This is a genomic window from Allobosea sp., from assembly GCF_036675845.1.
In the GTDB taxonomy this organism is placed as follows: domain Bacteria; phylum Pseudomonadota; class Alphaproteobacteria; order Rhizobiales; family Beijerinckiaceae; genus Allobosea.
Map to the genome: position 1 here is coordinate 1 of NZ_JAKFED010000095.1, position 24,611 is coordinate 24,611.

The 24,611-nt window shown below is 68.5% G+C and carries 23 protein-coding genes; 12 read left to right on the forward strand and 11 right to left on the reverse strand.

Annotated features, from left to right (window positions below; genetic code table 11):
• Nucleotides 1-294: NAD(+) diphosphatase (locus V6M56_RS10950; RefSeq protein ID WP_332683618.1), on the forward strand; the 294-nt coding region annotated here is incomplete at its 5' end.
• Nucleotides 295-459: 165 nt separating this feature from the next.
• Here V6M56_RS10950 and V6M56_RS10955 read toward each other — a convergent pair.
• On the reverse strand, nucleotides 460-1,314 hold the full coding sequence (locus tag V6M56_RS10955; RefSeq protein WP_332683619.1) for a prephenate dehydratase: 855 nt from the start codon (nucleotides 1,312-1,314) through the stop codon (nucleotides 460-462).
• A gap of 5 nt (nucleotides 1,315-1,319) precedes the next feature.
• Nucleotides 1,320-2,063 (reverse strand): 3-deoxy-manno-octulosonate cytidylyltransferase, encoded by a 744-nt coding sequence (locus tag V6M56_RS10960; RefSeq protein ID WP_332683665.1) that lies wholly within the window; start codon nucleotides 2,061-2,063, stop codon nucleotides 1,320-1,322.
• Nucleotides 2,064-2,237: 174 nt separating this feature from the next.
• Between V6M56_RS10960 and V6M56_RS10965 the strand changes: the two genes are divergently transcribed.
• The 7 genes from V6M56_RS10965 to V6M56_RS10995 all read left to right on the forward strand — a co-directional run bounded on the left by V6M56_RS10965 (nucleotide 2,238) and on the right by V6M56_RS10995 (nucleotide 10,525).
• Complete coding sequence (locus V6M56_RS10965) at nucleotides 2,238-2,780, forward strand: c-type cytochrome (protein ID WP_332683621.1); 543 nt, start codon at nucleotides 2,238-2,240, stop codon at nucleotides 2,778-2,780.
• A gap of 163 nt (nucleotides 2,781-2,943) precedes the next feature.
• Entirely contained in the window at nucleotides 2,944-4,812 is a 1,869-nt protein-coding gene (locus tag V6M56_RS10970; protein ID WP_332683622.1) for an extracellular solute-binding protein, read from the forward strand.
• A 145-nt stretch (nucleotides 4,813-4,957) separates the two neighbouring features.
• Nucleotides 4,958-6,049: a microcin C ABC transporter permease YejB gene (locus tag V6M56_RS10975; RefSeq protein WP_332683623.1), complete on the forward strand. Its 1,092-nt coding sequence runs from the start codon at nucleotides 4,958-4,960 to the stop codon at nucleotides 6,047-6,049.
• Between the two features lies 1 nt (nucleotide 6,050).
• Complete coding sequence (locus tag V6M56_RS10980; RefSeq protein WP_332683624.1) at nucleotides 6,051-7,229, forward strand: ABC transporter permease; 1,179 nt, start codon at nucleotides 6,051-6,053, stop codon at nucleotides 7,227-7,229.
• A gap of 232 nt (nucleotides 7,230-7,461) precedes the next feature.
• Nucleotides 7,462-7,677, forward strand: a complete 216-nt coding sequence (locus tag V6M56_RS10985; protein ID WP_332683625.1) for a hypothetical protein — start codon at nucleotides 7,462-7,464, stop codon at nucleotides 7,675-7,677.
• Complete coding sequence (locus V6M56_RS10990) at nucleotides 7,674-9,305, forward strand: ABC transporter ATP-binding protein (protein ID WP_332683627.1); 1,632 nt, start codon at nucleotides 7,674-7,676, stop codon at nucleotides 9,303-9,305. Before V6M56_RS10985 ends, V6M56_RS10990 begins: the two co-directional genes overlap by 4 nt.
• A gap of 2 nt (nucleotides 9,306-9,307) precedes the next feature.
• Complete coding sequence (locus V6M56_RS10995; RefSeq protein WP_332683629.1) at nucleotides 9,308-10,525, forward strand: phosphopentomutase; 1,218 nt, start codon at nucleotides 9,308-9,310, stop codon at nucleotides 10,523-10,525.
• 21 nt (nucleotides 10,526-10,546) lie between these two features.
• Here the strand turns inward: V6M56_RS10995 and V6M56_RS11000 are convergent, their stop codons facing one another.
• The 8 genes from V6M56_RS11000 to V6M56_RS11035 all read right to left on the reverse strand — a co-directional run bounded on the left by V6M56_RS11000 (nucleotide 10,547) and on the right by V6M56_RS11035 (nucleotide 16,813).
• Complete coding sequence (locus V6M56_RS11000; RefSeq protein WP_332683631.1) at nucleotides 10,547-12,004, reverse strand: methyl-accepting chemotaxis protein; 1,458 nt, start codon at nucleotides 12,002-12,004, stop codon at nucleotides 10,547-10,549.
• Complete coding sequence (locus V6M56_RS11005; protein WP_332683633.1) at nucleotides 12,001-12,198, reverse strand: hypothetical protein; 198 nt, start codon at nucleotides 12,196-12,198, stop codon at nucleotides 12,001-12,003. The genes V6M56_RS11000 and V6M56_RS11005 overlap by 4 nt, the downstream gene beginning before the upstream one ends.
• Nucleotides 12,199-12,541: 343 nt before the next feature.
• On the reverse strand, nucleotides 12,542-12,946 hold the full coding sequence (locus tag V6M56_RS11010) for an arsenate reductase ArsC (RefSeq protein WP_332683666.1): 405 nt from the start codon (nucleotides 12,944-12,946) through the stop codon (nucleotides 12,542-12,544).
• Between the two features lie 46 nt (nucleotides 12,947-12,992).
• On the reverse strand, nucleotides 12,993-13,466 hold the full coding sequence (locus V6M56_RS11015; protein ID WP_332683634.1) for a UPF0262 family protein: 474 nt from the start codon (nucleotides 13,464-13,466) through the stop codon (nucleotides 12,993-12,995).
• 47 nt (nucleotides 13,467-13,513) lie between these two features.
• Nucleotides 13,514-14,803, reverse strand: a complete 1,290-nt coding sequence (hisD, locus tag V6M56_RS11020; RefSeq protein ID WP_332683636.1) for a histidinol dehydrogenase — start codon at nucleotides 14,801-14,803, stop codon at nucleotides 13,514-13,516.
• Between the two features lie 25 nt (nucleotides 14,804-14,828).
• Nucleotides 14,829-15,275: a DUF2948 family protein gene (locus V6M56_RS11025; RefSeq protein WP_332683637.1), complete on the reverse strand. Its 447-nt coding sequence runs from the start codon at nucleotides 15,273-15,275 to the stop codon at nucleotides 14,829-14,831.
• 31 nt (nucleotides 15,276-15,306) lie between these two features.
• The gene (gene murA, locus V6M56_RS11030; RefSeq protein WP_332683638.1) at nucleotides 15,307-16,596 is read right to left on the reverse strand and encodes a UDP-N-acetylglucosamine 1-carboxyvinyltransferase; all 1,290 of its coding nucleotides are present in this window, start codon (nucleotides 16,594-16,596) and stop codon (nucleotides 15,307-15,309) included.
• A 52-nt stretch (nucleotides 16,597-16,648) separates the two neighbouring features.
• On the reverse strand, nucleotides 16,649-16,813 hold the full coding sequence (locus tag V6M56_RS11035) for a hypothetical protein (RefSeq protein ID WP_332683639.1): 165 nt from the start codon (nucleotides 16,811-16,813) through the stop codon (nucleotides 16,649-16,651).
• A gap of 515 nt (nucleotides 16,814-17,328) precedes the next feature.
• Between V6M56_RS11035 and V6M56_RS11040 the strand changes: the two genes are divergently transcribed.
• From V6M56_RS11040 to V6M56_RS11055, 4 genes are all read left to right on the forward strand, one after another.
• Nucleotides 17,329-18,291, forward strand: coding sequence for an enoyl-CoA hydratase-related protein (locus V6M56_RS11040; RefSeq protein WP_332683641.1), 963 nt, complete (start codon nucleotides 17,329-17,331; stop codon nucleotides 18,289-18,291).
• A gap of 145 nt (nucleotides 18,292-18,436) precedes the next feature.
• The gene (locus V6M56_RS11045; RefSeq protein ID WP_332683643.1) at nucleotides 18,437-20,794 is read left to right on the forward strand and encodes a putative bifunctional diguanylate cyclase/phosphodiesterase; all 2,358 of its coding nucleotides are present in this window, start codon (nucleotides 18,437-18,439) and stop codon (nucleotides 20,792-20,794) included.
• A 181-nt stretch (nucleotides 20,795-20,975) separates the two neighbouring features.
• Nucleotides 20,976-22,436: a dihydrolipoyl dehydrogenase family protein gene (locus tag V6M56_RS11050; protein ID WP_332683644.1), complete on the forward strand. Its 1,461-nt coding sequence runs from the start codon at nucleotides 20,976-20,978 to the stop codon at nucleotides 22,434-22,436.
• A gap of 10 nt (nucleotides 22,437-22,446) precedes the next feature.
• Complete coding sequence (locus V6M56_RS11055) at nucleotides 22,447-23,904, forward strand: sensor histidine kinase (protein WP_332683645.1); 1,458 nt, start codon at nucleotides 22,447-22,449, stop codon at nucleotides 23,902-23,904.
• Nucleotides 23,905-23,923: 19 nt separating this feature from the next.
• Here V6M56_RS11055 and V6M56_RS11060 read toward each other — a convergent pair whose 3' ends face one another.
• A complete protein-coding gene (locus V6M56_RS11060) occupies nucleotides 23,924-24,550 on the reverse strand; it encodes a S24 family peptidase (RefSeq protein ID WP_332683646.1) in 627 nt (208 codons plus the stop codon).
• Between the last annotated feature and the right edge of the window lie 61 nt (nucleotides 24,551-24,611).

The window sequence follows — 24,611 nt, forward strand, 5'->3', positions numbered from 1 at the left end:
GCGGTGCGCCGCGAGACCTGGGAGGAAGCCGGCCTGCGCGCCGGTACCGTCCGCTATGTCGCCTCGCAGCCCTGGCCGTTTCCCGGCTCGCTGATGATCGGCTGCCTGGCCGAGGCGCTGAACGACGACATCGTGCTCGACGGCACCGAACTCGAGGCCGGGCGCTGGTTCTCGCGCGAGGAGGCCCTTCAGATGCTCGAGGGGCGCCACGCCGACAACCTGTTCTGCCCGCCGCATATGGCGATCGCGAATACGATCCTGAAGGCCTGGGCGGTCGACAGCGAAGAGCCGTAAGGGAGCGTTTGTCCTTCTCCCCTCGGGGGAGAAGGTGGCTCGGCGCAGCCGAGACGGATGAGGGAAGTCCCTCTACCGAACAAGAAAAAGGGCCGCTCACGCGACCCTTCCCTCATCCGTCTGCTTTGCAGACACCTTCTCCCCCGAGGGGAGAAGGATAAGGGGCTACTCCCCCGCGCCCGGGAAGGTCTCGCGGAAGGAGTGGGCCGGGTAGACGCCGAGGATCTTCATTTCCTTGGAGAAATAGGCGAGCTCCTCGAGGGCGCGCTTCAGCTCCGGATCGTCGGGATGGCCCTCGACATCGCTGTAGAACATCGTCGCGGCGAAATGGCCGTCGACCATGTAGCTCTCCAGCTTGGTCATGTTGATGCCGTTGGTGGCGAAGCCGCCGAGCGCCTTGTAGAGCGCCGCCGGGATGTTGCGGACCTGGAAGATCAGCGTGGTGACGGTCTTGCCGCTGCCCTGGCGCGTGAATTCGGGATATTTCGAGAGGATGACGAAGCGGGTGGTGTTGTGCTTCTCGTCCTCGATGTCCTCCATCAGGATGTTGAGGCCGTAGACATCGGCGGCGATATGCGGCGCGATCGCGGCGCGGGTGACGTCGGCGGCCTCCGCCACCTGCCTGGCCGAACCCGCCGTATCGGCCGCGACCTCGGCCTTCAGGCCGAGCTTGCGGATGATCTTGCGGCACTGGCCGAGCGCATGGATATGGCTCTGCACCGTCTTCAGCGTCGCCAGCGTCGCACCCTCGACGGCCATCAGGTGGAAGCGGATCGGCAGGAAGTGCTCGCCGATGATGTGCAGCCCCGAGCGCGGCAGCAGATGATGGATGTCGGCGACGCGACCGGCGATCGAGTTGTCGATCGGGATCATGCCGTAGCGGGCATTGCCGTCGACGACCGCGGCGAGCGCATCCTCGAAGGTCGGGCAAGGCAGCAGCTCGCAGTCCGGAAACGCCTGCAGGGCGGCCTGCGACGAGAAGGCGCCGGGCTCGCCCTGATAGGATACGACGACAGGCATGGGCTTCAGGCTCCGGCGCGGGATGTCAGGAACGCGCGGGCGCGATCCAGGTCAGGGGGTGTGTCGACGCCTCGCGGGACGTGGTCGATGATCATCGCGTCGATGCGCATGCCATCCTCGAGCGCCCGCAGCTGCTCGAGCTTCTCGCGCAGTTCGAGCGGCGACTGCGGCAGGCTGACGAAGCGGTCGAGCGCGCGGCGGCGATAGGCGTAGAGGCCGACATGGTGGTAGAGCGGCCCCTCGCCATAAGGCGCCGTGGCCCGGGTGAAATAGAGCGCGCGCATGCGGCCGGGCGCGACCTCGCTGCCGACCAGCTTGACGACGCTGGGCGCCGTCTTCTCTTCCTCGTCGGTGATCACGCCGGCCAGCGTCGCGATGTCGACCGCCGGGTCGGCGAGCGGCTCGACCGCCGCGGCGATCGCGGTCGGTGCCAGCGTCGGGAAGTCGCCCTGGACGTTGACGATGATGTCGTGCCGGCCCTCCGGATCGACGATGTCGGCGGCCTCCTTGATGCGGTCGGAGCCGGTCTGGTGCCGGGGGCTGGTCATCACCGCCCGGCCGCCGGCCTGCTCGATCGCCGCGACGATGCGAGCCTCGTCGGTCGCGACCACGACCTCGCCGACGCGCGATTCCACCGCCCGGCGCCAGACGCGAACGATCATCGGCTCGCCGAGGATGTCGGCGAGCGGCTTGCCGGGCAGGCGCGTCGCCTGCATGCGGGCAGGGATCAGGATCAGCGGATTGGGCATCGTGGCGGGCGTGCTCGGCAGAAGCGTCAAATGGTCTCAAAGCGGTGCGTGCTTATACGAGTTGCAATGCAGCGCGCAAAGCGGTTAAGCAGCCTTCGAGTGTCGGCGAGCGCGAGCCCCCGGCCAGAGCGCTGTCTTGCTTCGCGCGCGGCGAGGCCGGGAGTCCGGAAGACGATGAATATCGAACTGAACAAGATCGCCGGCGCGGGCCTCTCCACGCTGCTCGTGGTGATGAGCCTGAACATGATCGCGGGCATCGTCTTCGCGCCGCACAAGCCGGCCGTGCCCGGCTTCGACCTGCCGAGCCTCGAGCCGGCGGCCGCCGGCGGCGCGGCTCCCGCGGCTGCAGCCGAGGAGCCGATCGCGGTGCGCCTCGCCAAGGCCGACCCGGCCAAGGGCGAGAAGGCCGTCGGCGCCTGCAAGGCCTGCCACACCTTCGAAAAGGGCGGCGCCAACAAGGTCGGCCCGCATCTGTTCGACGTCTATGGCCGCAACGAGGGCTCGGTCGCGGGCTTCGGCTATTCGGCCGCGATGAAGGGCCGTAGCGACAAGACCTGGGACGCCGAGGCGCTCGACCACTTCCTGAAGAGCCCGAAGGCTTACGTTCCGGGCACCATCATGGCCTTCGCCGGCCTGAGCAAGCCCGACCAGCGCGCCGACGTCATCGCCTATCTCAACACGCTTTCCGACGCGCCGAAGCCGCTGCCGACGCCCTGAGGCGGGCCGCCGGCCATCGACGCCGATACAGAGCCGGGCCCTGCGCCCGGCTTTTGCTTGTTGTCGCCATGCAAATGCCGTCACCATGCCGGCGAATGCGCAGGGCGCTGGCTTTGGCCCGCCACGACGACATAATCAGGGCACGAATCGCAAGGGGACTGGAATGGCTGTGCGGATCACACGTCGCAGGCTGCTGGAGGCCGGCGGCGTCCTGGCCGGCGCCGCGAGCCTGCCGGGCAGGCTCGGGCGTGCCCTGGCGCAGGAGGCGGAGGTGCACGGCCTCTCGACCTTCGGCGAGCTGGCGCTGCCGCCCGACTTCCCGCATTTCGCCTATGTCAATCCGCAGGCGCCCAAGGGCGGCTCGATCACCATCCAGATCAAGCGCGGCGGTGGCAATCAGAGCTTCGACACCTTCAACACCCTCAACACCTATGTCCTGCAGGGCGACGGCGCCGCCGGCATGGACGCCTGCTTCGACAGCCTGATGGCGGGCTCCGGCGACGAACCCGGCTCGCTCTACGGCCTGCTGGCGAAAAGCGTCGCGGTCTCGGCCGACAAGCTGACCTATCGCTTCCGGATGCGCCCCGAGGCCAAATTCCACGACGGCTCGCGGGTGACCGCCGGCGACGTCGCCTTCTCGCTGAACCTTTTGAAGAGCAAGGGCCATCCGACCTACCGGCTGATCCTGAACGAGATGGAATCGGCCACGGCCGAGGGCGACGACATCGCCGTCGTGAAGCTTTCGCCGAAGCGCGGCCGCGACCTGCACCTGATCGTCGCCGGCCTGCCGGTGTTCTCGGAAAAATACTGGTCGACGCGGAATTTCGAGGCCTCGACGCTGGAGCCGCCGCTCGGCTCGGGCGGCTACAAGGTCGGGCGCTTCGAACAGGGCCGCTTCATCGAGTTCGACCGCGTGCCCGACTACTGGGCCAAGGATCTGCCGGTGAATGTCGGCACCAACAACTTCGACCGGGTGCGCTGGGAGTATTTCCGCGACCGGCAGGTGGCCTTCGAGGCGTTCAAGAGCGGCGTCATCACCTTCCAGGAGGAGTTCACCTCGCGGATCTGGGCCACCGGCTACGACTTCCCGGCGATCACGGAAGGCAGGGTCAAGAAGGAAGCGCTGCCACGGACCGAGCCGATCGGCTCGCAGGGCTGGATCTACAATCTGCGCCGCGACAAGTTCGCCGACCCGCGCATCCGCGAGGCGCTCGGCCTCGCCTTCGACTTCGAATGGACCAACAAGAACATCATGTTCTCGTCCTTCTCGCGGGCGACCTCCTATTTCGAGAACTCGGATTCGAAGGCCTCGGGCAAGCCCTCGCCGGAGGAACTCGCCTTGCTCGAACCCTTCCGCGGCCAGGTGCCGGAGGAGGTCTTCGGCGAGCCCTTCCTGCCGCCGGTCAGCGACGGCTCGGGCGGCGACCGCGCCTTGCTGCGCCGCGCCGACGAGATGCTGCGCGCCGCCGGCTGCAAGCGCGACGGCAATGTGCTGAAGCTGCCGAACGGCCAGCCCTTCGAGATCGAGTTCCTCGATTCGACGCCGTCGCTGCAGCCGCATACCCAGCCCTTCCAGGCCAATCTCAAGCGGCTCGGCATCAACGCGACCTCGCGCATCGTCGACGGCGCGCAGTACCAGCGCCGGCTCGACGAGTTCGACTTCGACGTCATCAGCCGGGCGATGACCGGCAGCGCGATCCCGAGCGACTCGCTGCGCGTCGTCTACGGATCCGAAGCGGCGAAGACGCGGGGCTCGCGCAATGTCGGCGGCATAGCGAGCCCGGCGATCGACGCGATGATCGAGAAGATCGGCCAGGCCGACAGCTATGCCGAGGTCGTGGTGGCGGCAAAGTGCCTCGACCGGCTGCTGCGCGCCGGGCGCTACTGGATCCCGATGTGGTGGAACGCCAGCGAATGGCTGGCCTATTGGGACATGTACGACCGCCCGCAGACCAAGCCGAAATTCAGTTCCGGCGCGCCGGGAACCTGGTGGTACGATCCCGAAAAGGCGAAACGGATCGGGAAGGGCTGATGCTGGTGCGCAGTAGGAGCTTCTTTCGTCATGGTCGGGCTTGTCCCGACCATCCACGTCTTCGCTTGTCGCGTGCGGTGTCCAAGACGTGGATGCTCGCCACAAGGGCGAGCATGACGGTGTGTGTGCCCCGGAACGCCTGCGCATGCTGAGTTATATCGCCCGGCGCATCGCGCTGATGGTGCCGACCCTGTTCGGCATCCTGCTGATCTCCTTCGTCATCGTGCAGTTCGCGCCGGGCGGGCCGGTCGAGCGCGTGATCTCGCAATTGCAGAACCCCAATAGCGGCGCGGCGCAGCGGGTCGGCGGCGGCTCGGGCGGCGATGCCGGGGCGCAAGCCATGGACGCAGGCTCGGCCTATCGCGGCGCGCAGGGGCTCGACCCGGCCTTCATCAAGGAGCTGGAGAAGCAGTTCGGCTTCGACAAGCCGGCGCATGAGCGCTTCTTCAAGATGCTGAAGGACTACGCGACCTTCGACTTCGGCCGCAGCTATTTCCGCGACGCGCCGGTGCTGCAGCTGATCAAGGAGAAGCTGCCGGTCTCGATCACGCTCGGGCTGTGGATGACGCTGCTCTCCTACGCGATCTCGATCCCGCTCGGCATCCGCAAGGCGGTGAAGGACGGCTCGCGCTTCGACACCTGGACCAGCGCCGTCGTGATCGTGGGATACGCCATCCCGGGCTTCCTGTTCGCGATCCTCTTGATCGTGCTCTTCGCCGGCGGCTCGTTCTGGCAGGTCTTCCCCTTACGCGGCCTGACTTCGGAGAACTGGGCGCAGCTCGGCCCACTGGAGAAGGTGCTCGATTATCTCTGGCACATCGCCCTGCCGGTGACGGCAATGGCGTTAGGGGCCTTCGCGACCTCGACGCTCCTGACCAAGAACTCCTTCCTCGACGAGATCCGCAAGCAATATGTGCTCACCGCGCGGATGAAGGGGCTGTCGGAGCGCGGCGTGCTCTACGGACATGTCTTCCGCAACGCCATGCTGATCGTCATCGCCGGCTTCCCGGGCGCCTTCGTGCACGCGCTGTTCGCCGGCTCGCTCCTGATCGAGACGATCTTCTCGCTCGACGGGCTCGGGCTTTTGTCCTTCGAGGCGATCGTCAACCGCGACTATCCGGTGGTCTTCGCCAATCTCTACATCTTCTCCCTGATCGGCCTCGTCGTGCACCTGATCACCGACCTGACCTATGCCTGGGTCGACCCGCGCATCGACTTCGAATCGCGGGAGGCCTGAAATGGGCGACACGCTGCTCGACGTCCCGCCGCCCGCCCTGCGCAGCGCCGCGCCCGCCATCGCCCCTGCGGCAGCGCAGCAGGGCTGGCTCAAGCTCTCTCCGATCAACCGGCGCCGGCTCAACAGCTTCAAGGCCAACAAGCGCGGCTGGTGGTCGCTGTGGATCTTCCTCGTCCTGTTCGTGCTCTCGCTCTTCGCCGAGTTCATCGCCAACGACCGCCCGCTGCTGGTGCGCTACAAGGGCGAGACGCTGTTTCCGGTCGCGGTGAACTATCCGGAGGAGAAATTCGGCGGCTTCCTTGCCACCACCGATTATCGCGATCCCGTCATCGCCAGGGAGATCGCGGCGCATGGCTGGGCGCTCTGGCCGCCGATCCGCTATTCCTACACCACCCATAATCTCGATCTGCCGGTGCCGGCCCCGGCCCCGCCGACCTGGCTGCTCACGGACGAGCAGTGCCGCCCGATCGCCGAGCGCAGCGGCGGCACGGGCTGCCGCGACCTCGAATGGAACTGGCTCGGCACCGACGACCAGGGCCGCGACGTCGTCGCAAGGCTGATCTACGGCTTCCGCATCTCGATCCTGTTCGGGCTGATCCTGGCTTCGATCTCCTCGGTGATCGGCATCGCGGCGGGCGCGATCCAGGGTTATTTCGGCGGCTGGACCGACCTGATCTTCCAGCGCGTCATCGAGATCTGGACCTCGATTCCGGCGCTCTACCTGCTGATCATCGTCGCGGCGATCATCACGCCAAGCTTCTTCGTGCTGCTCGGCATCCTCCTGCTGTTCTCCTGGGTGGCGCTGGTCGGCGTGGTGCGCGCCGAGTTCCTGCGGGCGCGCAACTTCGAATATGTCCGTGCCGCGCGCGCGCTCGGCCTCACCGACCGCGCCATCATGATCAAGCACCTTTTGCCCAACGCCATGGTCGCGACGCTGACCTTCCTGCCCTTCATCCTGAACGGCTCGATCACGACGCTGACCTCGCTCGACTTCCTCGGCTTCGGCCTGCCGCCCGGCTCGCCCTCGCTCGGCGAGCTGCTGGCGCAAGGCAAGGCCAATCTGCAGGCGCCCTGGCTCGGACTCGCCGGCTTCGTCGTGATCGCGCTGATGCTGTCGCTGCTGATCTTCATCGGCGAGGCGGTCAGGGATGCCTTCGACCCGAGGAAGACCTTCGCGTGACGCTCTTTCGTACCATCGTCAGAGCCGATTTCGATTTGTGCAGTATCGTTACAGCACGCTGTTTTGACTCGGAACCGCGCGCCGTCATCCTGGACAAGCCGCGCAAGCGGCGCAGATCCGGGATCCATCATAGAGTTCTGGAGCCTTACGATGGATCCCGGGTCGAGCTGCGCTCGCCCGGGATGACGCGGCGGTTCCGAGCTAGAGCGGCAAGCACGAAAGGAACGGCCTGATGCGAGAACCGTTTCAACGACGCGTCGTGCATGGATACCCGTCCCAGAAATTCGAGGCGGATATTTCTACGAACTTCTCACCCCAAGCTCTGGTGATGGTCACGCTCGAAAGTCTCGACGGGATCTCTCCCGGAGATACGATTATCGAAACCCACTTCAAATTTATCGGCAACAGACTTGTAAAAACTGCCGAGAAATCCGTCATCCATCAATGACCCCCTCCCCCCTCCTCTCCGTCCAGGACCTTTCCGTCGCCTTCCGCCAGGGCGGGCAGGAGACGCTCGCCGTCGACCGGGTCTCCTTCCATGTCGCCAAGGGCGAGACGCTGGCGCTCGTCGGCGAATCCGGCTCCGGAAAATCGGTCTCGGCGCTGTCGATCCTGAAGCTGCTGAACTATCCGGCGGCGCATCACCCTTCCGGCAAGGTTCTGTTCAACGGCCAGGACCTGATCGCGGCCGACGAGGACGCGATGCGCAAGGTCCGCGGCAACGACATCACCATGGTGTTCCAGGAGCCGATGACCTCGCTCAACCCGCTGCACACGATCGCGCGGCAGATCGGCGAGATCCTCGAGCTGCACAAGGGCCTGCGCGGCGAGCAGGCCCGCGCCCGCACGCTCGAGCTGCTCGCGTTGGTCGGCATCCGCGATGCGGAAAGCCGGCTCGAAGCCTATCCGCACCAGCTTTCCGGCGGCCAGCGCCAGCGCGTGATGATCGCGATGGCGCTCGCCAACGAGCCCGATTTGCTGATCGCCGACGAGCCGACGACGGCGCTCGACGTCACCGTGCAGGCCCAGATCCTGACCCTGCTCAAGGAATTGCAGACCCGCCTCGGCATGGCCGTGCTGTTCATCACGCACGACCTCGGCATCGTCAGGCGCATCGCAGACCGGGTCTGCGTGATGCTGAAGGGCAGGATCGTCGAGCAGGGGCCGGTCAGCGAGATCTTCGAACGGCCGCAGCACGACTATACGCGGCGCCTGCTCGCAGCCGAGCCCAGGGGCCGGCCGGCGCCGGTGGCGGAAGGGGCGGCGACGCTGCTCGAAGCCGGGCCGATGAAGATCTGGTTCCCGATCAAGACCGGGCTTCTGCGCCGCACCACCAGCCATGTGAAGGCGGTCGACGGCATCTCGGTCAAGGTGCGCGAGGGCGAAACGCTCGGCGTCGTCGGCGAATCCGGCTCCGGCAAGACCACGCTCGGGCTCGCCATCCTGCGGCTGATCGCGTCCGAAGGGCCGATCCTCTTCCTCGGCGACCGGATCGACGGGCTTAAGGCCGCCGCCGTCCGGCCCAAGCGCAAGGACCTGCAGGTCGTCTTCCAGGACCCCTATGGCTCGCTCTCACCGCGCATGTCGGTGGCCGAGATCGTCGCCGAGGGCCTGACCGTGCAGCAGAGCGGGCTCGGCTACCAGCGCCAACGCGAGATCGTGGCGCAGGCGCTCGCCGATGTCGGGCTCGACCCCGCCGCCATGGACCGCTATCCGCATGAGTTCTCCGGCGGCCAGCGCCAGCGCATCGCGATCGCCCGCGCCATGGCGCTCGACCCGAAATTCGTGGTGCTCGACGAGCCGACCTCGGCGCTCGACATGTCGGTGCAGGCGCAGATCGTCGAATTGCTGCGCGAGCTCCAGGCCAGGCGCAAGCTCGGCTATCTCTTCATCAGCCATGACCTCAAGGTGGTCCGGGCGCTGTCGCACCGGGTCGTGGTGATGCAGAACGGCAAGGTCGTCGAGGAAGGGCCGGCCGAGGAGATATTCACCCGTCCGCGCGAGGCCTATACCCAGGCGTTGCTCGCAGCGGCGCTCAATCTCGAACCGGCCGAAGCGGCCGCCGTGCGGGACTGACGATGGCGCGCGCCATCCTGATCGTGCTCGATTCGGTCGGCTGCGGCGGGGCGGAGGATGCGGCCGCCTATGGCGATGCCGGCGCCGACACGCTCGGCCATATCGCGCAGGCCTGCGCCGAGGGCCGCGGCGACCGCGAAGGACTACGCAGCGGGCCGCTCGCTTTGCCCAATCTGGCGCGGCTCGGCCTGAGCCATGCCTGCGAAGCCTCGACCGGCAGGCCGCTCGCCGGCGTGGTGCGGCCGGAGGCGCCACAGGGCCAGCACGGCTACGGCGTCGAGCTCAGCCAGGGCAAGGACACGCCGTCCGGCCATTGGGAGATCGCCGGCTGCCCGGTGCCGTTCAAATGGGGCTATTTCACCGCGCTGGAGAATTCATTCCCGGCCGATCTCGTCGCGGCGATCATCCGCGAGGGCGCCCTGCCCGGCATTCTCGGCAACAAGCACGCCTCGGGCACCGGGGTGATCGACGAGCTGGCCGAAGAGCACATCGCGACCGGCAAGCCGATCTGCTACACCTCGGTCGACTCGGTGCTGCAGATCGCCGCGCATGAGGAGCATTTCGGGCTGGAGCGGCTCTACGAGCTCTGCCGCAAGGTGCGCCCCCTGGTCGATCCGTTGCGGATCGGCCGCGTCATCGCCCGCCCCTTCACCGGCTCGGCCGAGACCGGCTTCACCCGCACCGGCAACCGCAAGGATTTTTCCATCCCGCCGCCGGACGAGACCATCCTCGACCGCCTGGCGCAGCAGGGCCGCGCGGTCGTCACCATCGGCAAGATCGGCGACATCTTCGCCCATCGCAGCACCGGGCAGGAGATCAAGCCGTTCGGCAATGCCGCGATGTTTTCCGCTGCGCTGCAGGTCATGGAGAGCCTGCCGGATGGCGGCTTCTGCTTTACCAACCTGGTCGATTTCGACACCGAATACGGCCATCGCCGCGACATCCCCGGCTATGCCGCGGCGCTGGAGGCGTTCGACCGCGAACTGCCCGCGCTCGAGGCCGGGCTGAAGCCCGGCGACATTGCGATCATCACTGCCGACCATGGCAACGACCCGAGCTGGCCCGGCACCGACCACACCCGCGAGCATGTGCCGATCCTCGCCTTCGGCCCCGGCCTGCCGGCCGGCGCGATCGGCCGGCGCGAGAGCTTCGCCGACATCGCCGCGAAGCTCGGCACATGGCTGGGTATCGGCCCGGTCGGGCCGGGGCGGGCCTGGTAGGCCGAAACCCTCCCGAGACCCTCAGGCGGCGGCCACCTGCTCGCAAAAATCAGCGACATCGCGACGGATCCGGGAGGCCTGCTCCGCCAGATCGTCGGAGGAGAGCTGCAGCTCCGCCGCCGCTTCATGGGTGCGGGCCGTCACCGTTCCGAAGCTGCCGAGCACCTGCGCACTGCGATTGGCGCCGTCCGAGGAGATCTGCACCTCATGGGCGATCTCGGAGGTGGCGCGGTCCTGCTCCTCGACGGCATGGGCGATCGCGGCCGAAACGGTCTCGACCTCGCCGATCGCCGCGACGATCGCGCGGACCGACTGCAGCGAACGCTGCGACGCGATCTGGATGGCACCGATCGAACGCGCCACCTCCTCGGTGGCGTTGGCGGTCTGGGTCGAGAGTGTCTTGACCTCGCTGGCGACGACGGCAAAGCCCTTGCCCATGGCCCCGGCCCGCGCGGCTTCGATCGTGGCGTTGAGCGCGAGCATGCTCGTCTGGGCGGCGACGCCGCGGATGATCTCGACGACGGCGCCGACGCTCTCACTGGTTCTGGCGAGGATTTCGATCTCGGTGCTCGCGGCGCGGGCGAGCGCGGCGGCCGCCTTCGAGCTGCCGGCCGAATGCGTCACGCTGCGGCCGATCTCGGCGATCGAGCTGGCGAGTTCCTGCGCCGCCGCGGCGGTCTGGTCGATGCTGCGCGTCGTCTCGCCGGAGGCATGGGCGACGACGGCGCTCTGCTGGCGCGCCTGCTCCGAGGCAGCGGTCAGTTCGCGGGCGTTCGCCTGCATCGCCTCGGCCGCCCGGTCGAGCACCGCCATGGCATGGTCCATCTGCCCATGGAAGCCGCCGACGATCTCGCGGATCGCCTGGGAACGGGCGCCGATCTCGTCGGCATGCTTCTTCTCGAGCTCGCCGGCGCGCCGCTCGCGCATAACGAGTTCCTCGGCCCGGCGCAGATTGGCGTCGTTCTCGGCGAGGATACGGCCAGTGATGACCGCGATCGCCGTCAGGAAGGCGGTTTCGACCACGACGATGACGGCATGGAGCAGCACCCGCAGCAGGTTGCCGCCCTGATAGAACACCGCCGCCGGCAGGACATATTGCAGCACGAGATGATGAGCGGCGGTGAGCGCCGCGCCCATGAGGATCGGCCGCCAGTCGCAGAAGCCCGCCAGCAAGGCGAGCACCGCGAAGTAATACATGTGGATGTCGGGCTGCCAGGGGTGGCCGGCGAAGCTCGCGACGAGGATCGAGACCTGGCCGATGAGGGCCGTGGCGATCACCAGCTGCGTCCGGGTCACGGCTCCCCAGAGCCGATAGGCCAGCAGCGCCGCCGCCGCGAGCGTGAAGCCGCTGGCACCGGGCGCGAAGCCGGCGCCGCCCAGCACGGTCGCGACGACGGCCAGCAGCGGAACATGGACGAAGGCGAGGCCGATCAGCCAGCGCGCCGCGAGATCGCGCAATCCGGGCAGGGTCAGGATCACGCGGAGCCTCCACCGGAAAGGCAGCCGGCCAGGCCGTCGAGACGCAGCAGCAGCAGCGCGCCGGGCGGCCTGACGGCATCCGGCTCGCTGGCGACGATCATCACGAAAGGCAGGGCTCCGGCACGCAGCACCCGCATGCCGGCGGCGAGACTGCTCGCCATCGCCTCGGCGCCGCTGGTCCAGGGCGGGAACACCGCCGCCAGCTCCTGCCGGCGCGACGCTTCCGGTCCCGGCAGGCCGGTCAGCGCGGCCAGGCCGGAGCAGGCTGCAAGGACAGCGATCGCCAGGCCGTCGCGCAGACGCCCGCGCCCCCCTGGTGGAGATGCTGAGGGGCTGAGGCTCTGCCGCATAAGGTCTTAGGCTTTCGGCTTGGTTCGGCGCGGAATCGATTGGCAATCCCTTGCAGCCGTTGCATTAAATTTCGCTTAAGCGGAAGCGGCTGCAAGCACGATCCGCCACGGCGCAGATCGACCCGTGCAGCGCTGCGGCAGCGCCGGGACGCGCCCCGAGAGCCCCCCGATGGAACCCGGCCGCGCCTCAGCTCTTCAGCCGCGCCTTGATCCTGCGCATCAGGCCGTCGCGCACCTCGCGATAGGCATCGAGCACCTGCTCGCGCGAACCCTGCACGGCGGTCGGATCGGCGGTGGGCCAATACTCGACCTCGGCGGCGCTGGTGCGCGTCAGGTCGAGCGCCTTGTGATGCGCCTCGGGCGAGAGCGAGATGATGAGGTCGAAATTGAGCCCCTCCCACTCCTCCAGTTCCTCGATCGATTTCGGCTTGTGTTTGTGGGCGTCGATGCCGATTTCGTCGAGAACGGAGAGTGCGAAAGGGTCGAGCTGCCCCTTCTTCGCGCCGGCCGACTGGACATAGATCGACTTGCCGAAGAAGTGCTTGGCCATGGCCTCCGCCATCGGCGAACGGACCGCGTTCAGCGCGCACATGAAGAGCACGCTCTGGAGCTTGCGCGGGGCGGCCGGCTCCAAGCGCTCAGCCCTTCCAGTGCAGCGCGTAGATCAGGGTGAAGAAGCGGCGCGCCGTATCGCGGTCGAGATCGACCTTGCCGGCCAACCGGTCGACGAGAATGCCGGCCGCCTCGTCATGCAGGCCGCGCCGGCCCATGTCGATCGCCTCGATCTGCGCCGGCGTCGCGGTGCGGATCGCGGCATAGTAGCTGCCGCAGACCATCTCGTAGTCCTTGATCAGCCGCTTGAGCGGCGTCAGCGAGAGATGGTGGGTGACGAGCGCCGTGCCTGCGGCGTCCCTGATCTCGAAGGCGAGGCGGCGCTCGACCAGTGCGAGATGGGCGACATAGGGCCCGCCGTCGAAGTCCGGCAGGGCGAAATGGTTGCGCTCGATCAGGTCGTAGATGGCGATGGCGCGCTCATGCTCCTGATCGGGCGTCCCGCGCCCGAGCGAGGCTTCGTCGAGCGTGACGCCGACCAGGCGGTTGGTTTCGGACATGAGCCCTCCGCTGCCGGCGCCGAACGTACAGAATCGCGTGCGGCGCCTCAGTTCAGCCTGATCGTCACGGAACGGCCATGGGCCTGCAAGCCCTCGGCCGCGGCGAGCTCGGTCGCCGCGCCGGCAAGCGCGCGCAACGCTTCGGGGTCGCATTTCAGCAGCGAGGTCCGCTTCATGAAGTCGGGCACGCCGAGGCCGGAGGAGAAGCGCGCCGAACGCGCCGTCGGCAGGACATGGTTGGAGCCGCCGACATAGTCGCCGATCGCTTCCGGCGTATGGCCGCCCAGGAAGATGGCGCCGGCATTGCGCACGCGCCCGGCCAGGGCCTCGGGATCGGCGGTGACGATCTCGAGATGCTCGGGCGCCAGCCGGTCGACCAGCGGGAGCGCCGCCTCCAGCGTCCCGACCAGGATCACCGCGCCGAAATCGGCCCAGCTGCGGCCGGCGATCTCGGCGCGCGGAAGCGTCGTCAATTGCGCCGCGAGCGCGCGCTCGACCTCGGCGGCGAGTGCGGCATCGTCGGTGATCAGGATCGATTGCGAGGCGGTGTCGTGCTCGGCCTGGGCCAGGAGATCGGCGGCGACCCAGTCGGGATTGGCGCTCGCATCGGCGAGCACCAGCACCTCCGAGGGGCCGGCGATCATGTCGATGCCGACCGTGCCGAAGACGCGGCGCTTGGCGGCGGCGACATAGGCGTTGCCCGGCCCGACGATCTTGGCGACCGGCGCGATGGTCTGCGTGCCATAGGCGAGCGCGGCGACGGCCTGCGCCCCGCCGACACGGTAGACCTCGTCGATGCCGGCGAGCCTGGCGGCGGCGAAGACCAGCGGGTTGCTCTGCCCGCGCGGGGTCGGGGCGACCATGACCAGGCGGTCGACGCCGGCGACCTTGGCCGGAACCGCGTTCATCAGCACCGAGGACGGGTAGCTCGCCGTGCCGCCGGGCACATAGAGGCCGACCGCCTCGATCGCGCTCCAGCGCCAGCCGCTCTCGACGCCGAGCGCGTCGCGCGTCCAGGAATCTGCGGGCTTCTGGCGCAGATGATAGGCCTCGATGCGCGAGCGCGCCGTCTCCAGCGCGGCAAGCTGCTCCTTGGTGCAGGCAGCGATCGCCGCATCGATCTCGGCTTCCGAGACGCGCAGGGTCGCCGGCGTCAGGTCGAGCCCGTCGAACCGGCTGGTGTAATCGAGCAGCGCCGCGTCGCCGCGCACCCGCACCTCGGCGATGATCGCGGCGGCGACCTGGTCGACGTCCTCGGAGATCTCGCGCTTCGTCGTCAGGAAAGCGGAGAATGCCTGCTCGAAACCGGCGTCGCGTGCATCAAGCCTGATCGGCATGGAAAGTCCTGAACGGGAGGAGTGGTCAGCCTTCGTCGGGATGGGCCGGGGTCGCGGCCGCCTCCCAGATCGGGCCGAGATCCTTCATCTGCGCCTCGATGCACTCGACGCCGAGCCGGATCGCCGCGCCATCGGAGAAATGCAGGGTGACCTCCCCCGCCGGGCTCTGGCCCTCGGTGAAGGTCACGGCAAGCAGGCTGAAGACGGCCTCATGGGCGCCGGGCTCGATCTTCACGCTGCGGGCGCTGGTGACGCGCTCGAAATGCAGCGCGGCGAGGCGGCGGCGCTTCTGGCCGCGCACCGCGCCCTCCCAGTCGAAGCGGCGCAGGGCGAGGGCGAAGCGCTGCTCGCCCGGCAGCCAGGCGATATCGCCCTTGCGCACCACCGCATCCTGCAGATGCGCCGAGACGACCGCGAGGTCGTCGGTGTCGAGGGCGATCAGCTTCAGCGGCTCGGCGGCAGGATCGGACATCCGTCCTATCTGGCCGGGGCGCCTGCCGGCGTCAACCGCTGATGCGCTCGATCCTGGCGCCGCAGCGGCCGAGCTTGGCCTCCAGCGCCTCGAAACCGCGATCGAGATGGTAGACGCGGTTGATCATGGTGTCGCCCTCGGCGACGAGCCCGCCGATGACCAGCGAGACCGAGGCGCGCAGATCCGTCGCCATCACCGGCGCGCCGGTCAGCTTCTCGACCCCGTCGACATAGGCGGCGTCGCCATCGAGCCTGATCCTGGCGCCGAGCCGGGCGAGTTCCTGCACATGCATGAAGCGGTTCTCGAAAATCGTCTCGCGGATGCGCGAGGTGCCATTGGCCCGGGTCATGAGGGCCATCAGCTGGGCCTGCAGATCGGTCGGGAAGCCCGGGAATGGGTCGGTGGTGACATCGACCGGCTCGAGAGCCGCGCCGTTGCGGCGAACCCGGACGCCTTCATTGCTGGTGGAGACCTCGACGCCGGCCTCGACCATGACGTCGAGGGCCGACTGGAGCAGATCGGCGCGGGCGCCCTCGAGCAGGACGTCGCCGCCGGTCATCGCCACCGCCATCGCATAGGTGCCGGTCTCGATCCGGTCGGGCAGCACGGCGTGATGCGTGCCGCCGAGGCGCCCGACGCCGCGAATGGTGATCTGCGAGGTGCCCGCCCCTTCGATCTTGGCGCCCATCTTGTTCAGGCAGTCGGCAAGATCGACCACTTCCGGCTCGCGCGCGGCGTTCTCGATGGTGGTGACGCCATCGGCCAGCACGGCCGCCATCAGGGCGGTGTGGGTGCCGCCGACCGTGACCTTCGGGAAGACGATCTCGCCGCCCTTCAGGCCTTTCGGCGCGCGCGCCAGCGCATAGCCGTTCTCGATGTCGATCTTGGCGCCGAGGCGCTCCAGCGCCATCAGCAGCAGGTCGACCGGGCGCGTGCCGATGGCGCAGCCGCCCGGCAGCGAGACCTTGGCCTCGCCCATCCGCGCCAGGATCGGCGCGATCACCCAGAAGCTCGCCCGCATGGTCGAGACCAGCTCGTAAGGGGCGCAGGTGTCGACGATCTGGCGCGCGGTCAGCGCGAAGGTCTGGCCGGTCTCGGCGGTCTGGCCGGCGCGCTTGCCGGCGATCGACCGGTCGACGCCGTGATTGGAGAGGATGCGCGAGAGCGCGCTGACATCGGAGAGGCGCGGCACATTGGCCAGCGTCAGCGTCTCGTCCGTCAAAAGGCTCGCGATCATCAGCGGCAGGGCCGCGTTCTTGGCCCCCGAGATCGGGATGACGCCGTCGAGGCGTTGGCCGCCGGTGATGCGGATGCGATCCATCTGGCTCGTCCTGCTGGCAACCGGCAGGGAGCGCCGGCGGGAGGGAATTGGGTCAGGACCGGGAGGATTCGGCCTGGGCGGGCGGCGGTTCGTCTGTCGCTTCCGTCTCGCTCGCGCGCCGCGCGCGAGCCTGCGCCTTGCGGCGTTTCAGGTTCTCGCGCAGGGCTGCCGCGAGGCGCGCCCTCTTCTGCTCATCGGCTTCGGTCTGGCGGCTCAAGGCGTCAGCTCGTCGGGAATGCCCCGCCGCGACGAGGCGGCGGATGCAGGAATGGTTAGCCGCTCGCGCGGCGGCGGACAAGACAGCCGGCGCATGAGGAGCGCCTCCGTCATGGCCGGCCGATTGCGGCACAACTGCGGCCAAATCTGCACGAGCGCGGGACAGCGCCCCCGCCATCCAGTGGCGCGATGGCGGCGCGCCAGTTAGTCGGCCCGTATACGGCCCTCCGCGGATACCGGCAAAAACCCCGACCAGGACGGCGGAACCACGGTCTTTCTCCCGAAGTTCCACACAAGCCCCCGTAGCGATCTCGGGCCGGCACAACCATTGCGTGGAGCGACGAAGTCCGGGCCACCGGACCAAAACCGGGCTCTCCGGCGCTTCGGCGCGGCGCGGGCCGAACTCGTTAGGACACTCACAAATCCTAACGAGATTAACCATTTCCGGCGGTTTGCGTTTACAGATCATTAACTTTCCGTAAGTTCCGGAGGGTCGAAAGGCGAGGAGAGGCTTGCATGTTCCAGAGCTATGCACCGGCAATCAGCGGCGCGGCGGCTTCTGGCCCCACCGGCAAGGAAGTCATCGGCGCGATCCGCCACAGCGCCGGCTTCCTTCCGGAAGTGCAGCTCGCCTACGAGCCGGAAATCCGGACGCTCTGGGTCACGATCAAGCCTGAGCTGAAGCCGGTCTTCACGCTGCAACTGCTCGACAGCCTCGGTAAGGTGCAGCAGGCGATCATGGATCTGTGGGGCGCGCCGGAGGATTATCACGCCGCGCCGGTGCGCTTCCTCGCCTTCCGCGGCACCGGCCCGTTCTTCACCCTCGGCGGCGATCTCGATTTCTATCTCGACTGCCTGGCCAAGAACGACCGCCCCGCGCTGGCCGAATATGCCCGCCTGTCGATCGAAGGAGCCGTGCGCAATGCCAGCGGCCTGAACGGGCTCGTCGTGACGCTCTCGACGATCCACGCCAAGGCGATCGGCGGCGGCATCGACGCACCGCGCTCATGCAATGTCATGATCGCCGAGGAGCAGGCCTCGTTCGTCTACCCGGAGATCAAGTTCAACCATTTCCCGATCACGGCGGTGGCGATCCTGTCGCGACGCATGGGCGCGCGCACCGCCGAACGGATGCTGCTTTCGGGCGAGGAGATGAGCGCGGCCGAGTTCATGGCGGCAGGCGGGCTGGAAGCGGTCGTGCCGGCCGGGACCGGCGAGGACTGGATCCGCAAATACGCCGCCGACTCGCTGCCGATGCATGCCGCCAAGACGGCGCTGTTCTCGGCCTTCAACCGCCGCGCCGGCGACCTGCGCGAGGAGCTCGAGCATCTCGGCCAGATCTGGACCGACTGCATGCTGCGGCTGCATCCGGCCGCCATCTCGAAGCTGCAGCGCATCGCCCAGACGCAGGACCGCATGCTCTCGCGGGTCTATCAGCGCCACAGCGAAGCCGGGATGGCCGGCTCCGGGACCCATTGAGCCCCCCCGGAGCAGCCCGCGCTTTCATACGACTCGACCGCGTAAACCTCACAAAACTTTTACCTTTCTCGCCCTAGGCTTCAGCGGACGAGGAGAGCGACCGAGCTGTTGCCGCCTCGCCGGGACCGTCGAAGGGCAGGAGTAGATGGCGGGAGCGCCGAACCGGCAGCGTGCGGAAGCGCGCGGCGAGATCACGGAGCCACCGGCCAGTGCAAATGGCAGCGCGGGCGAGGTCGATCTTGCCGACTATCGGCTGCTGGTTTCGTCGCTGTTCTCTTCGCCCGGCTCGATCATCCCCGGCGGCATCGCCGGCATCCTGACGCCCTATCTCTGCTGGCTTTCCACCGGCGCGCCGATCTTCATGACGCTGACGCTGACCGTGACGCTGGTGGTCGCGCTGCGCATCCTGACGGTGATCCGCTACCGCAGGCTCGACCACTCCGAGGACAGCTTCGAGGAGACGCGGCGCTGGGATCGCGAATATTTCGTCGGCGCCACCGTCTTCAGCGCCGTGCTCGGCTATAGCTGCTATGTGGCGCTCGTCCACACCGACGATCCGGCGGCGCACATCACCTCGGTCGCCTCGACCATCGCGCTCGCCTCCGGCTATGTCGCGCGCAATGCCGGCCGGCCGAAATTCGTCACCGTGCAGTTGCTGACCTTCTGCGTGCCGATGGCGGTGGGCCTGGTCCAGGCTCAGAATGCCTATTACCACTATATCGGCTATTTCGCCTTCCTGTACGTGGCGGCCAATATCGCGATCACCAATTCGCTGCATCGCAACCTGCTGGCGCTGAGCGACGCGACCAAGCAGTCGAAGGCGCTCGCCACCGCCCTGCATTCGCAGAACCTGACCCTCGACGCCGCACTCAACACGATGATCCACGGGCTGGCGATGTTCGACCGCAAGCTCGACCTCGCCGTCTCGAACGCCCCGCATGCCGCGCTCTACGGCATGCCCGAGACGCTGACCCTGCCGGGCACGCCGATCAGCGCGATCGCCCGCTTCCTGCTCGAGCGGCAGATCGCGACCGCCGACCAGGTCCGGGCGATCAAGGCGGCGCTGGACCGGGTCCAGGCGGCGCAGCAGGCGGCGGTCTACGAATTCCAGTCGCGCAACGGCCGGATGCTGGTCGTCACCATCGCGCCGGCGGCCGAGGGCGGCGTGCTGATGCTGACCGAGGACGCGACCGAACGGAAGGCGACCGAGGCGCTGATCGAGCAGATGGCGCGTTTCGACGAACTGACCGGGCTCGCCAACCGCTTCGAGTTCAACGGGCATCTCGCCGAAGCCTTCCGCAAGCAGGAACGCACGGGCCAGACCTTCGCGCTGCTCTATATCGACCTCGACGGCTTCAAGCAGGTCAACGACAATCTCGGCCACGACATCGGCGACAAGGTCCTGGTCCAGACCGCGGCCCGGCTGAAGGCAGCGATCCGGCAAAGCGACCTGCTGGCGCGCTTCGGCGGCGACGAGTTCGTGCTCATCCTGCCGGCCGCCGATGTCGACACCGTCCGGATCATCGCGCAGCGCATGATCGAGGCGATGGGGCGTGCCTTCGAGCTCGACACCAAGACCGTCTACGTCACCGCCAGCATCGGCATCGCGCTGGCGCCGGTCGACGGCGCCAATCCGGCCGACCTGCTGCGCCATGCCGATACGGCGCTCTACAAGGCCAAGGCGGCGGGCCGCAACACGGCGACCTTCTTCGACCCGGCCATGGCCGAGGAGATGCTCGACCGCCACGAGATCGAGGTCGACCTGCGCCAGGCCAGCGCCGAGGGCGCGCTCGAACTGTACTACCAGCCGATCATCGACCTGCGGACGCAGGAGACCGTGACGCGCGAAGCGCTGATGCGCTGGCGCCATCCGACGCGCGGCATGGTCCCGCCCGGCGTCTTCATCCCGATCGCCGAGCAGTCGGGCCTGATCGCGGCGATGGGCGACTGGGCGATCGCCCAGGCCTGCATCGACGCGGCGAAATGGTCGAGCGAGGTCGGTGTCTCGGTCAATGTCTCGCCGCTGCAGTTCCGCGAGCCGCTGCGCCTGGTCCAGACCGTCAAGGACGCCCTGCTCGCGGCCAACCTCGCGCCGGGCCGGCTGACGCTGGAAGTCACCGAATCGCTGCTGATCGAGGACAACAAGGCGACCCTGGCGCTGATCAACGAATTGCGCGCGATCGGCATCAAGTTCGCGCTCGACGATTTCGGCACCGGTTATTCCTCGCTCGCCTATCTCTCGACCTATCCGTTCTCGCAGGTGAAGATCGACCAGAGCTTCAGCCGCAACGTCAACGCCGACGAGGCCTCGAAGGCGATCATCGAAGCGGTCTGCCAGCTTGCCCGCCGCCTTTCGATGAATGTCGTGGTCGAGGGCATCGAGACCGAGGCCCAGCGCATGGCGGTGCAACTGCTCGGCGCGCAACGGGCCCAGGGCTATCTGTTCGGCCGGCCCGAGCCGGTCTCGAGCTTCCTCAAGGGCAGCGCCCGCAAGCGGGCCTGAACCGCCCGAATTCGGCCCGGGGGCCGGGCTCTCATCGCCCTTTTCCCACCCATCCCTGCGTCAACTGGCCACGCAGCCGCCGGAAACGAAGGTTTCCAGCGCAACGGCAGAGCTACGGCCTTGATTCCGCTGGCCCGGCGACGCATCAGCAGGAGCAGGGAAACGAGTCCGGAGAAGCGGCGTGACCGATACCGCCAGCGCATTGGCCAGCCCCGCGCCGCTGACGCCCGACATCTGCGTCATCGGCACCGGGCACGGCGCGCTCGCGGTCGCGACCACGGCAGCGCTGTTCGGCGTTTCGGTCGTGCTGGTCGAGCCCGCGCCGGCGGCCGGCTCGGACAGGGCCGGAACCGGCCCCGCCCCGGCCATCGCCCTCGTCGCCGCCGCCGAGAAGGCGCAGGCGGTCCGCGAGGCGCAGCGCTTCGGCATTTTTGCCGGCGAGCCACAGGTCGATCCGGCGCAATTGCGCGATCACGCCGGTCATGTCGCCGCCGCCCTTGCCCCCAATGGCTCGAAGGAGCGCCTCGCCGCGCTCGGCATCGCCCTGCTCCCGGGCAAGGCGCATTTCCTCAATCGCCATACGCTCGCGGTCGATGGGCGCACGGTCAGGGCCCGGCGCTTCGTCGTCGCGACCGGCTCGCGACCCGCCCTGCCGCCGATCCCCGGCCTCGCCGCCCTGCCCTATCTGACCAGCGAGACGGTCGCCGCCCTGGCGCGCCGGCCGGAGCGCCTCCTCGTCCTCGGTGGCGAGCCGGCCGGCGTCGAGATCGCCCAGGCGATACGCCGGCTCGGCAGCGAGGTCGTCCTCATCCTGAGCGACGGCCTGCTGCCGGCGGAGGATCCGGAGGCCGCCGGCCTCGTCCGGCGCGCCCTGCTGCGCGACGGCATCGAATTGCACGAAGGCGCCGGCGTCCTGCGGGCGGAGGCCTCGCGCCATCGGCCTCGGCTGGTGCTCTTGCCGCAGGCAGGCGGCGCCGAAACCACGGTCGAGGGCACGCATCTCCTGGTCGCGAGCGGGCGCACGCCCAATCTCGACGGCCTCGATCTCGACCTCGCCGGCATCCGTAGCGACGAGAACGGCATCGTTGTCGACAAGGGGCTGCGCACGCCCAACCGCCGGATCTTCGCCATCGGCGCTTGCGCCGCCGGGAGCCCGCCCTCCAGCCATGCCGCGGAGCACCATGCCGCGCTGGTGGTGCGCAACGCCCTGTTTCGCCTGCCGGTCAACGTCGCGACGCGGGCGATGCCGCGCCTGACCCTGAGCCGGCCCGAGGTGGCGAGCCTCGGCCTGTCGGAGGCCGAGGCTCGCAAGCAGGGCGCGATCCGCGTGCTGCGCTGGCCCTATGCCGAGAACGAGCGGGCCCAGGCCGAGTGCCGCAGCGAAGGGCTGATCAAGCTGGTGACCGACCGGAAGGGCCGCATTCTCGGCGTCACCATCGTCGGCGCGCAGGCCGGCGAGCTGATCGGGCTCTGGTGCCTGGCGGTGCAGAAGCGGCTCGGCGTCAAGGACGTGGCCGGGCTGGTCCTGCCCGCGCCCAGCCTGTCGGAGATCTCGCAGCGTGCGGCGCTCTCCGTCCATGCGCCGCTGGCGTCCAGGCCCGGCATTCGCCGGCTCATCGGCTTCCTGCGGCGCTTCGGGTAGACTGCGCTTCATGGCGAAGAACGACTTCGATCCCAACAGCTTGTCGATCAGCCAGCCGCGCGGGCTGACGCGCCTTGGCCTGTCGGCCAAGCTGCTGATCCTGACCACGCTCTTCGTCATGCTGGCGGAGATGCTGGTCTATCTGCCGTCGGTGGCGAACTTCCGGCGCAACTGGCTGAACGACCGGCTGGCGGCGGCGCAGATCGCCGTGCTCGTGCTCGAGGGCGCGCCGAATGACGGGCTGCCGGAGGGCAGCGAGGAGCGCCTGCTCGCCGGCGTCGGGGCGCGGGCGATCGCGGCCCGGGTCGGCGGCGCGCGCCGCCTGCTGAGCATCGACGCCATGCCGCCGGAGGTGGCGCAGACGATCGACCTGCGCACCCAGGGCTGGCTGCAATCGATCAGGGAAGCGGTGTCGATGCTGTTTCGGCCAGCCTACCGGATGCCGATCCGGGTGGTCGGCCAGGCCGTCGGCGCCGCCGACTTCGTCGAGCTGGTGATCGACGAGGCACCGTTGCGGCGAGCGATGCTGAAGTTCTCGGGCAACCTGCTGCTGATCTCGCTGCTGATCTCGGCGCTGAGCGCCGGGGTGGTCTATTTTGCGCTGAACTGGCTGATCGTGACGCCGATCCGGCATCTCGCCGCCAATGTCATGGAATTCGAGAACGACCCGGAGAACCCCTACCGGATCATCACGCCGTCGAGCCGGGCCGACGAGGTCGGCGAGGCGGAGCGGGCGCTGGCGCGCATGCAGGCGACCCTGGCCAGCGACCTGCGCGCCAAGAAGCACCTCGCCGAACTCGGGCTCGCGGTCAGCAAGATCAACCATGATCTGCGCAACATGCTGGCGGCGGCGCAGCTCATGTCCGACCGGCTGACCGAAACCCGCGACGCCAAGATCCGCAGCTTCGCGCCGCGGCTGATCGCGACGCTCGACCGGGCGATCGAGTTCTGCCAGGCGACGCTGGCCTATGGGCGGGCCGCCGAGGCGACGCCGAGCCTGCGCGAGGTGGTGCTGCGCCGGCTCGTCGCCGAGCAGGCCGAGCTGCTCGGCCTGAGCGAGAACGGCGCCGTCGGCTTCGCCAACGAGGTGCCGCCCGGGCTCATCGCCAGCGTCGACCCCGACCAGATGGCGCGCGTGCTCTCCAACCTGATGCGCAATGCGATCCGGGCGCTGGACGACGCCGCCGCGGAGGAGAACGGCCGGGCGCCGATGCTGACCATCAGCGGCGGCCTCGAGGGCGACGACCTGGTGCTACGCGTCGCCGATAACGGGCCGGGCGTGCCGGCGCGCGCCCGCCAGAACCTGTTCCAGGCCTTCCGCGGCTCGGTGACGCCGGGCGGCACCGGGCTCGGCCTCGCCATCGCCGCCGAGCTGGTCAGGCTGCATGGCGGCATGATCCATCTCGAAGCGTCCGAGATCGGCGCCGTGTTCAAGGTGACGCTGCCCGGCCGCCGCGCCGCGGCCTGAGCGCCGCCAACGACACCCCCTACTGGCTCGCCCAGATCACCCGCGCCATGAAGGCGATCTCGGCCAGCGCCAGCACCCGCTCGGGGTGCTCGGGATTGAGCGAGGCGAGCTCGACCGTCTTGGCCGTCTGGCGCTTGAGCTGCTTGGCCAGCACCTCGCCATCGACGGTCTTGACCACGACCCGGTCGCCGCGCCGGACCGCGGCCGCCGGCGAGACGATGATGGTGTCGCCGTCGCGATAGAGCGGCAGCATCGAATCGCCGGCGATCTCCAGCGCATAGGCCTTCTCGTCCGGCACGCCGGGAAAGGCGACCTCGTCCCAGCCTGTGCCGACGGGGAAGCCGCCATCGTCGAAGAAACCGCCGGACCCGGCCTGGGCGAAGCCGATCAGCGGGATGGTGTGGATCGGCGCCGCGCCGCGCCGCACCGCATTCATGAACTGGTCGAAGGAGGCGCCGGTGGCGGCGAGGATCTTGGCGATCGATTCGGTCGAGGGCCAGCGCTCGCGCCCGTCGGCGCCGACGCGCTTGGAGCGGTTGAAGGTGGTGGCATCGAGCCCGGCCTTGCGCGCGAGACCCGACGGGGTCAGGCCATAGCGCTGGGCGAGCGTGTCGATCGCGCTCCAGATCTGGTCATGGGACAGCATCGCGGAGGCCTCTTTCCTGACGGTCCGACGGGCTTGCGGGGGTTACTATAGGAAATATCCC

Bases quoted from the DNA above. Each gene is read 5' to 3' on its own strand.
- V6M56_RS10955 (WP_332683619.1), bottom strand. From the start codon at position 1,314: ATGCCTGTCGTCGTATCCTATCAGGGCGAGCCCGGCGCCTTCTCGTCG.
- V6M56_RS10960 (WP_332683665.1), bottom strand. From the start codon at position 2,063: ATGCCCAATCCGCTGATCCTGATCCCTGCCCGCATGCAGGCGACGCGC.
- V6M56_RS10965 (WP_332683621.1), top strand. From the start codon at position 2,238: ATGAATATCGAACTGAACAAGATCGCCGGCGCGGGCCTCTCCACGCTG.
- V6M56_RS10970 (WP_332683622.1), top strand. From the start codon at position 2,944: ATGGCTGTGCGGATCACACGTCGCAGGCTGCTGGAGGCCGGCGGCGTC.
- V6M56_RS10975 (WP_332683623.1), top strand. From the start codon at position 4,958: ATGCTGAGTTATATCGCCCGGCGCATCGCGCTGATGGTGCCGACCCTG.
- V6M56_RS10980 (WP_332683624.1), top strand. From the start codon at position 6,051: ATGGGCGACACGCTGCTCGACGTCCCGCCGCCCGCCCTGCGCAGCGCC.
- V6M56_RS10985 (WP_332683625.1), top strand. From the start codon at position 7,462: ATGCGAGAACCGTTTCAACGACGCGTCGTGCATGGATACCCGTCCCAG.
- V6M56_RS10990 (WP_332683627.1), top strand. From the start codon at position 7,674: ATGACCCCCTCCCCCCTCCTCTCCGTCCAGGACCTTTCCGTCGCCTTC.
- V6M56_RS10995 (WP_332683629.1), top strand. From the start codon at position 9,308: ATGGCGCGCGCCATCCTGATCGTGCTCGATTCGGTCGGCTGCGGCGGG.
- V6M56_RS11010 (WP_332683666.1), bottom strand. From the start codon at position 12,946: ATGTGCGCGCTGAACGCGGTCCGTTCGCCGATGGCGGAGGCCATGGCC.
- V6M56_RS11015 (WP_332683634.1), bottom strand. From the start codon at position 13,466: ATGTCCGAAACCAACCGCCTGGTCGGCGTCACGCTCGACGAAGCCTCG.
- hisD (WP_332683636.1), bottom strand. From the start codon at position 14,803: ATGCCGATCAGGCTTGATGCACGCGACGCCGGTTTCGAGCAGGCATTC.
- V6M56_RS11025 (WP_332683637.1), bottom strand. From the start codon at position 15,275: ATGTCCGATCCTGCCGCCGAGCCGCTGAAGCTGATCGCCCTCGACACC.
- murA (WP_332683638.1), bottom strand. From the start codon at position 16,596: ATGGATCGCATCCGCATCACCGGCGGCCAACGCCTCGACGGCGTCATC.
- V6M56_RS11040 (WP_332683641.1), top strand. From the start codon at position 17,329: ATGTTCCAGAGCTATGCACCGGCAATCAGCGGCGCGGCGGCTTCTGGC.
- V6M56_RS11045 (WP_332683643.1), top strand. From the start codon at position 18,437: ATGGCGGGAGCGCCGAACCGGCAGCGTGCGGAAGCGCGCGGCGAGATC.
- V6M56_RS11055 (WP_332683645.1), top strand. From the start codon at position 22,447: ATGGCGAAGAACGACTTCGATCCCAACAGCTTGTCGATCAGCCAGCCG.
- V6M56_RS11060 (WP_332683646.1), bottom strand. From the start codon at position 24,550: ATGCTGTCCCATGACCAGATCTGGAGCGCGATCGACACGCTCGCCCAG.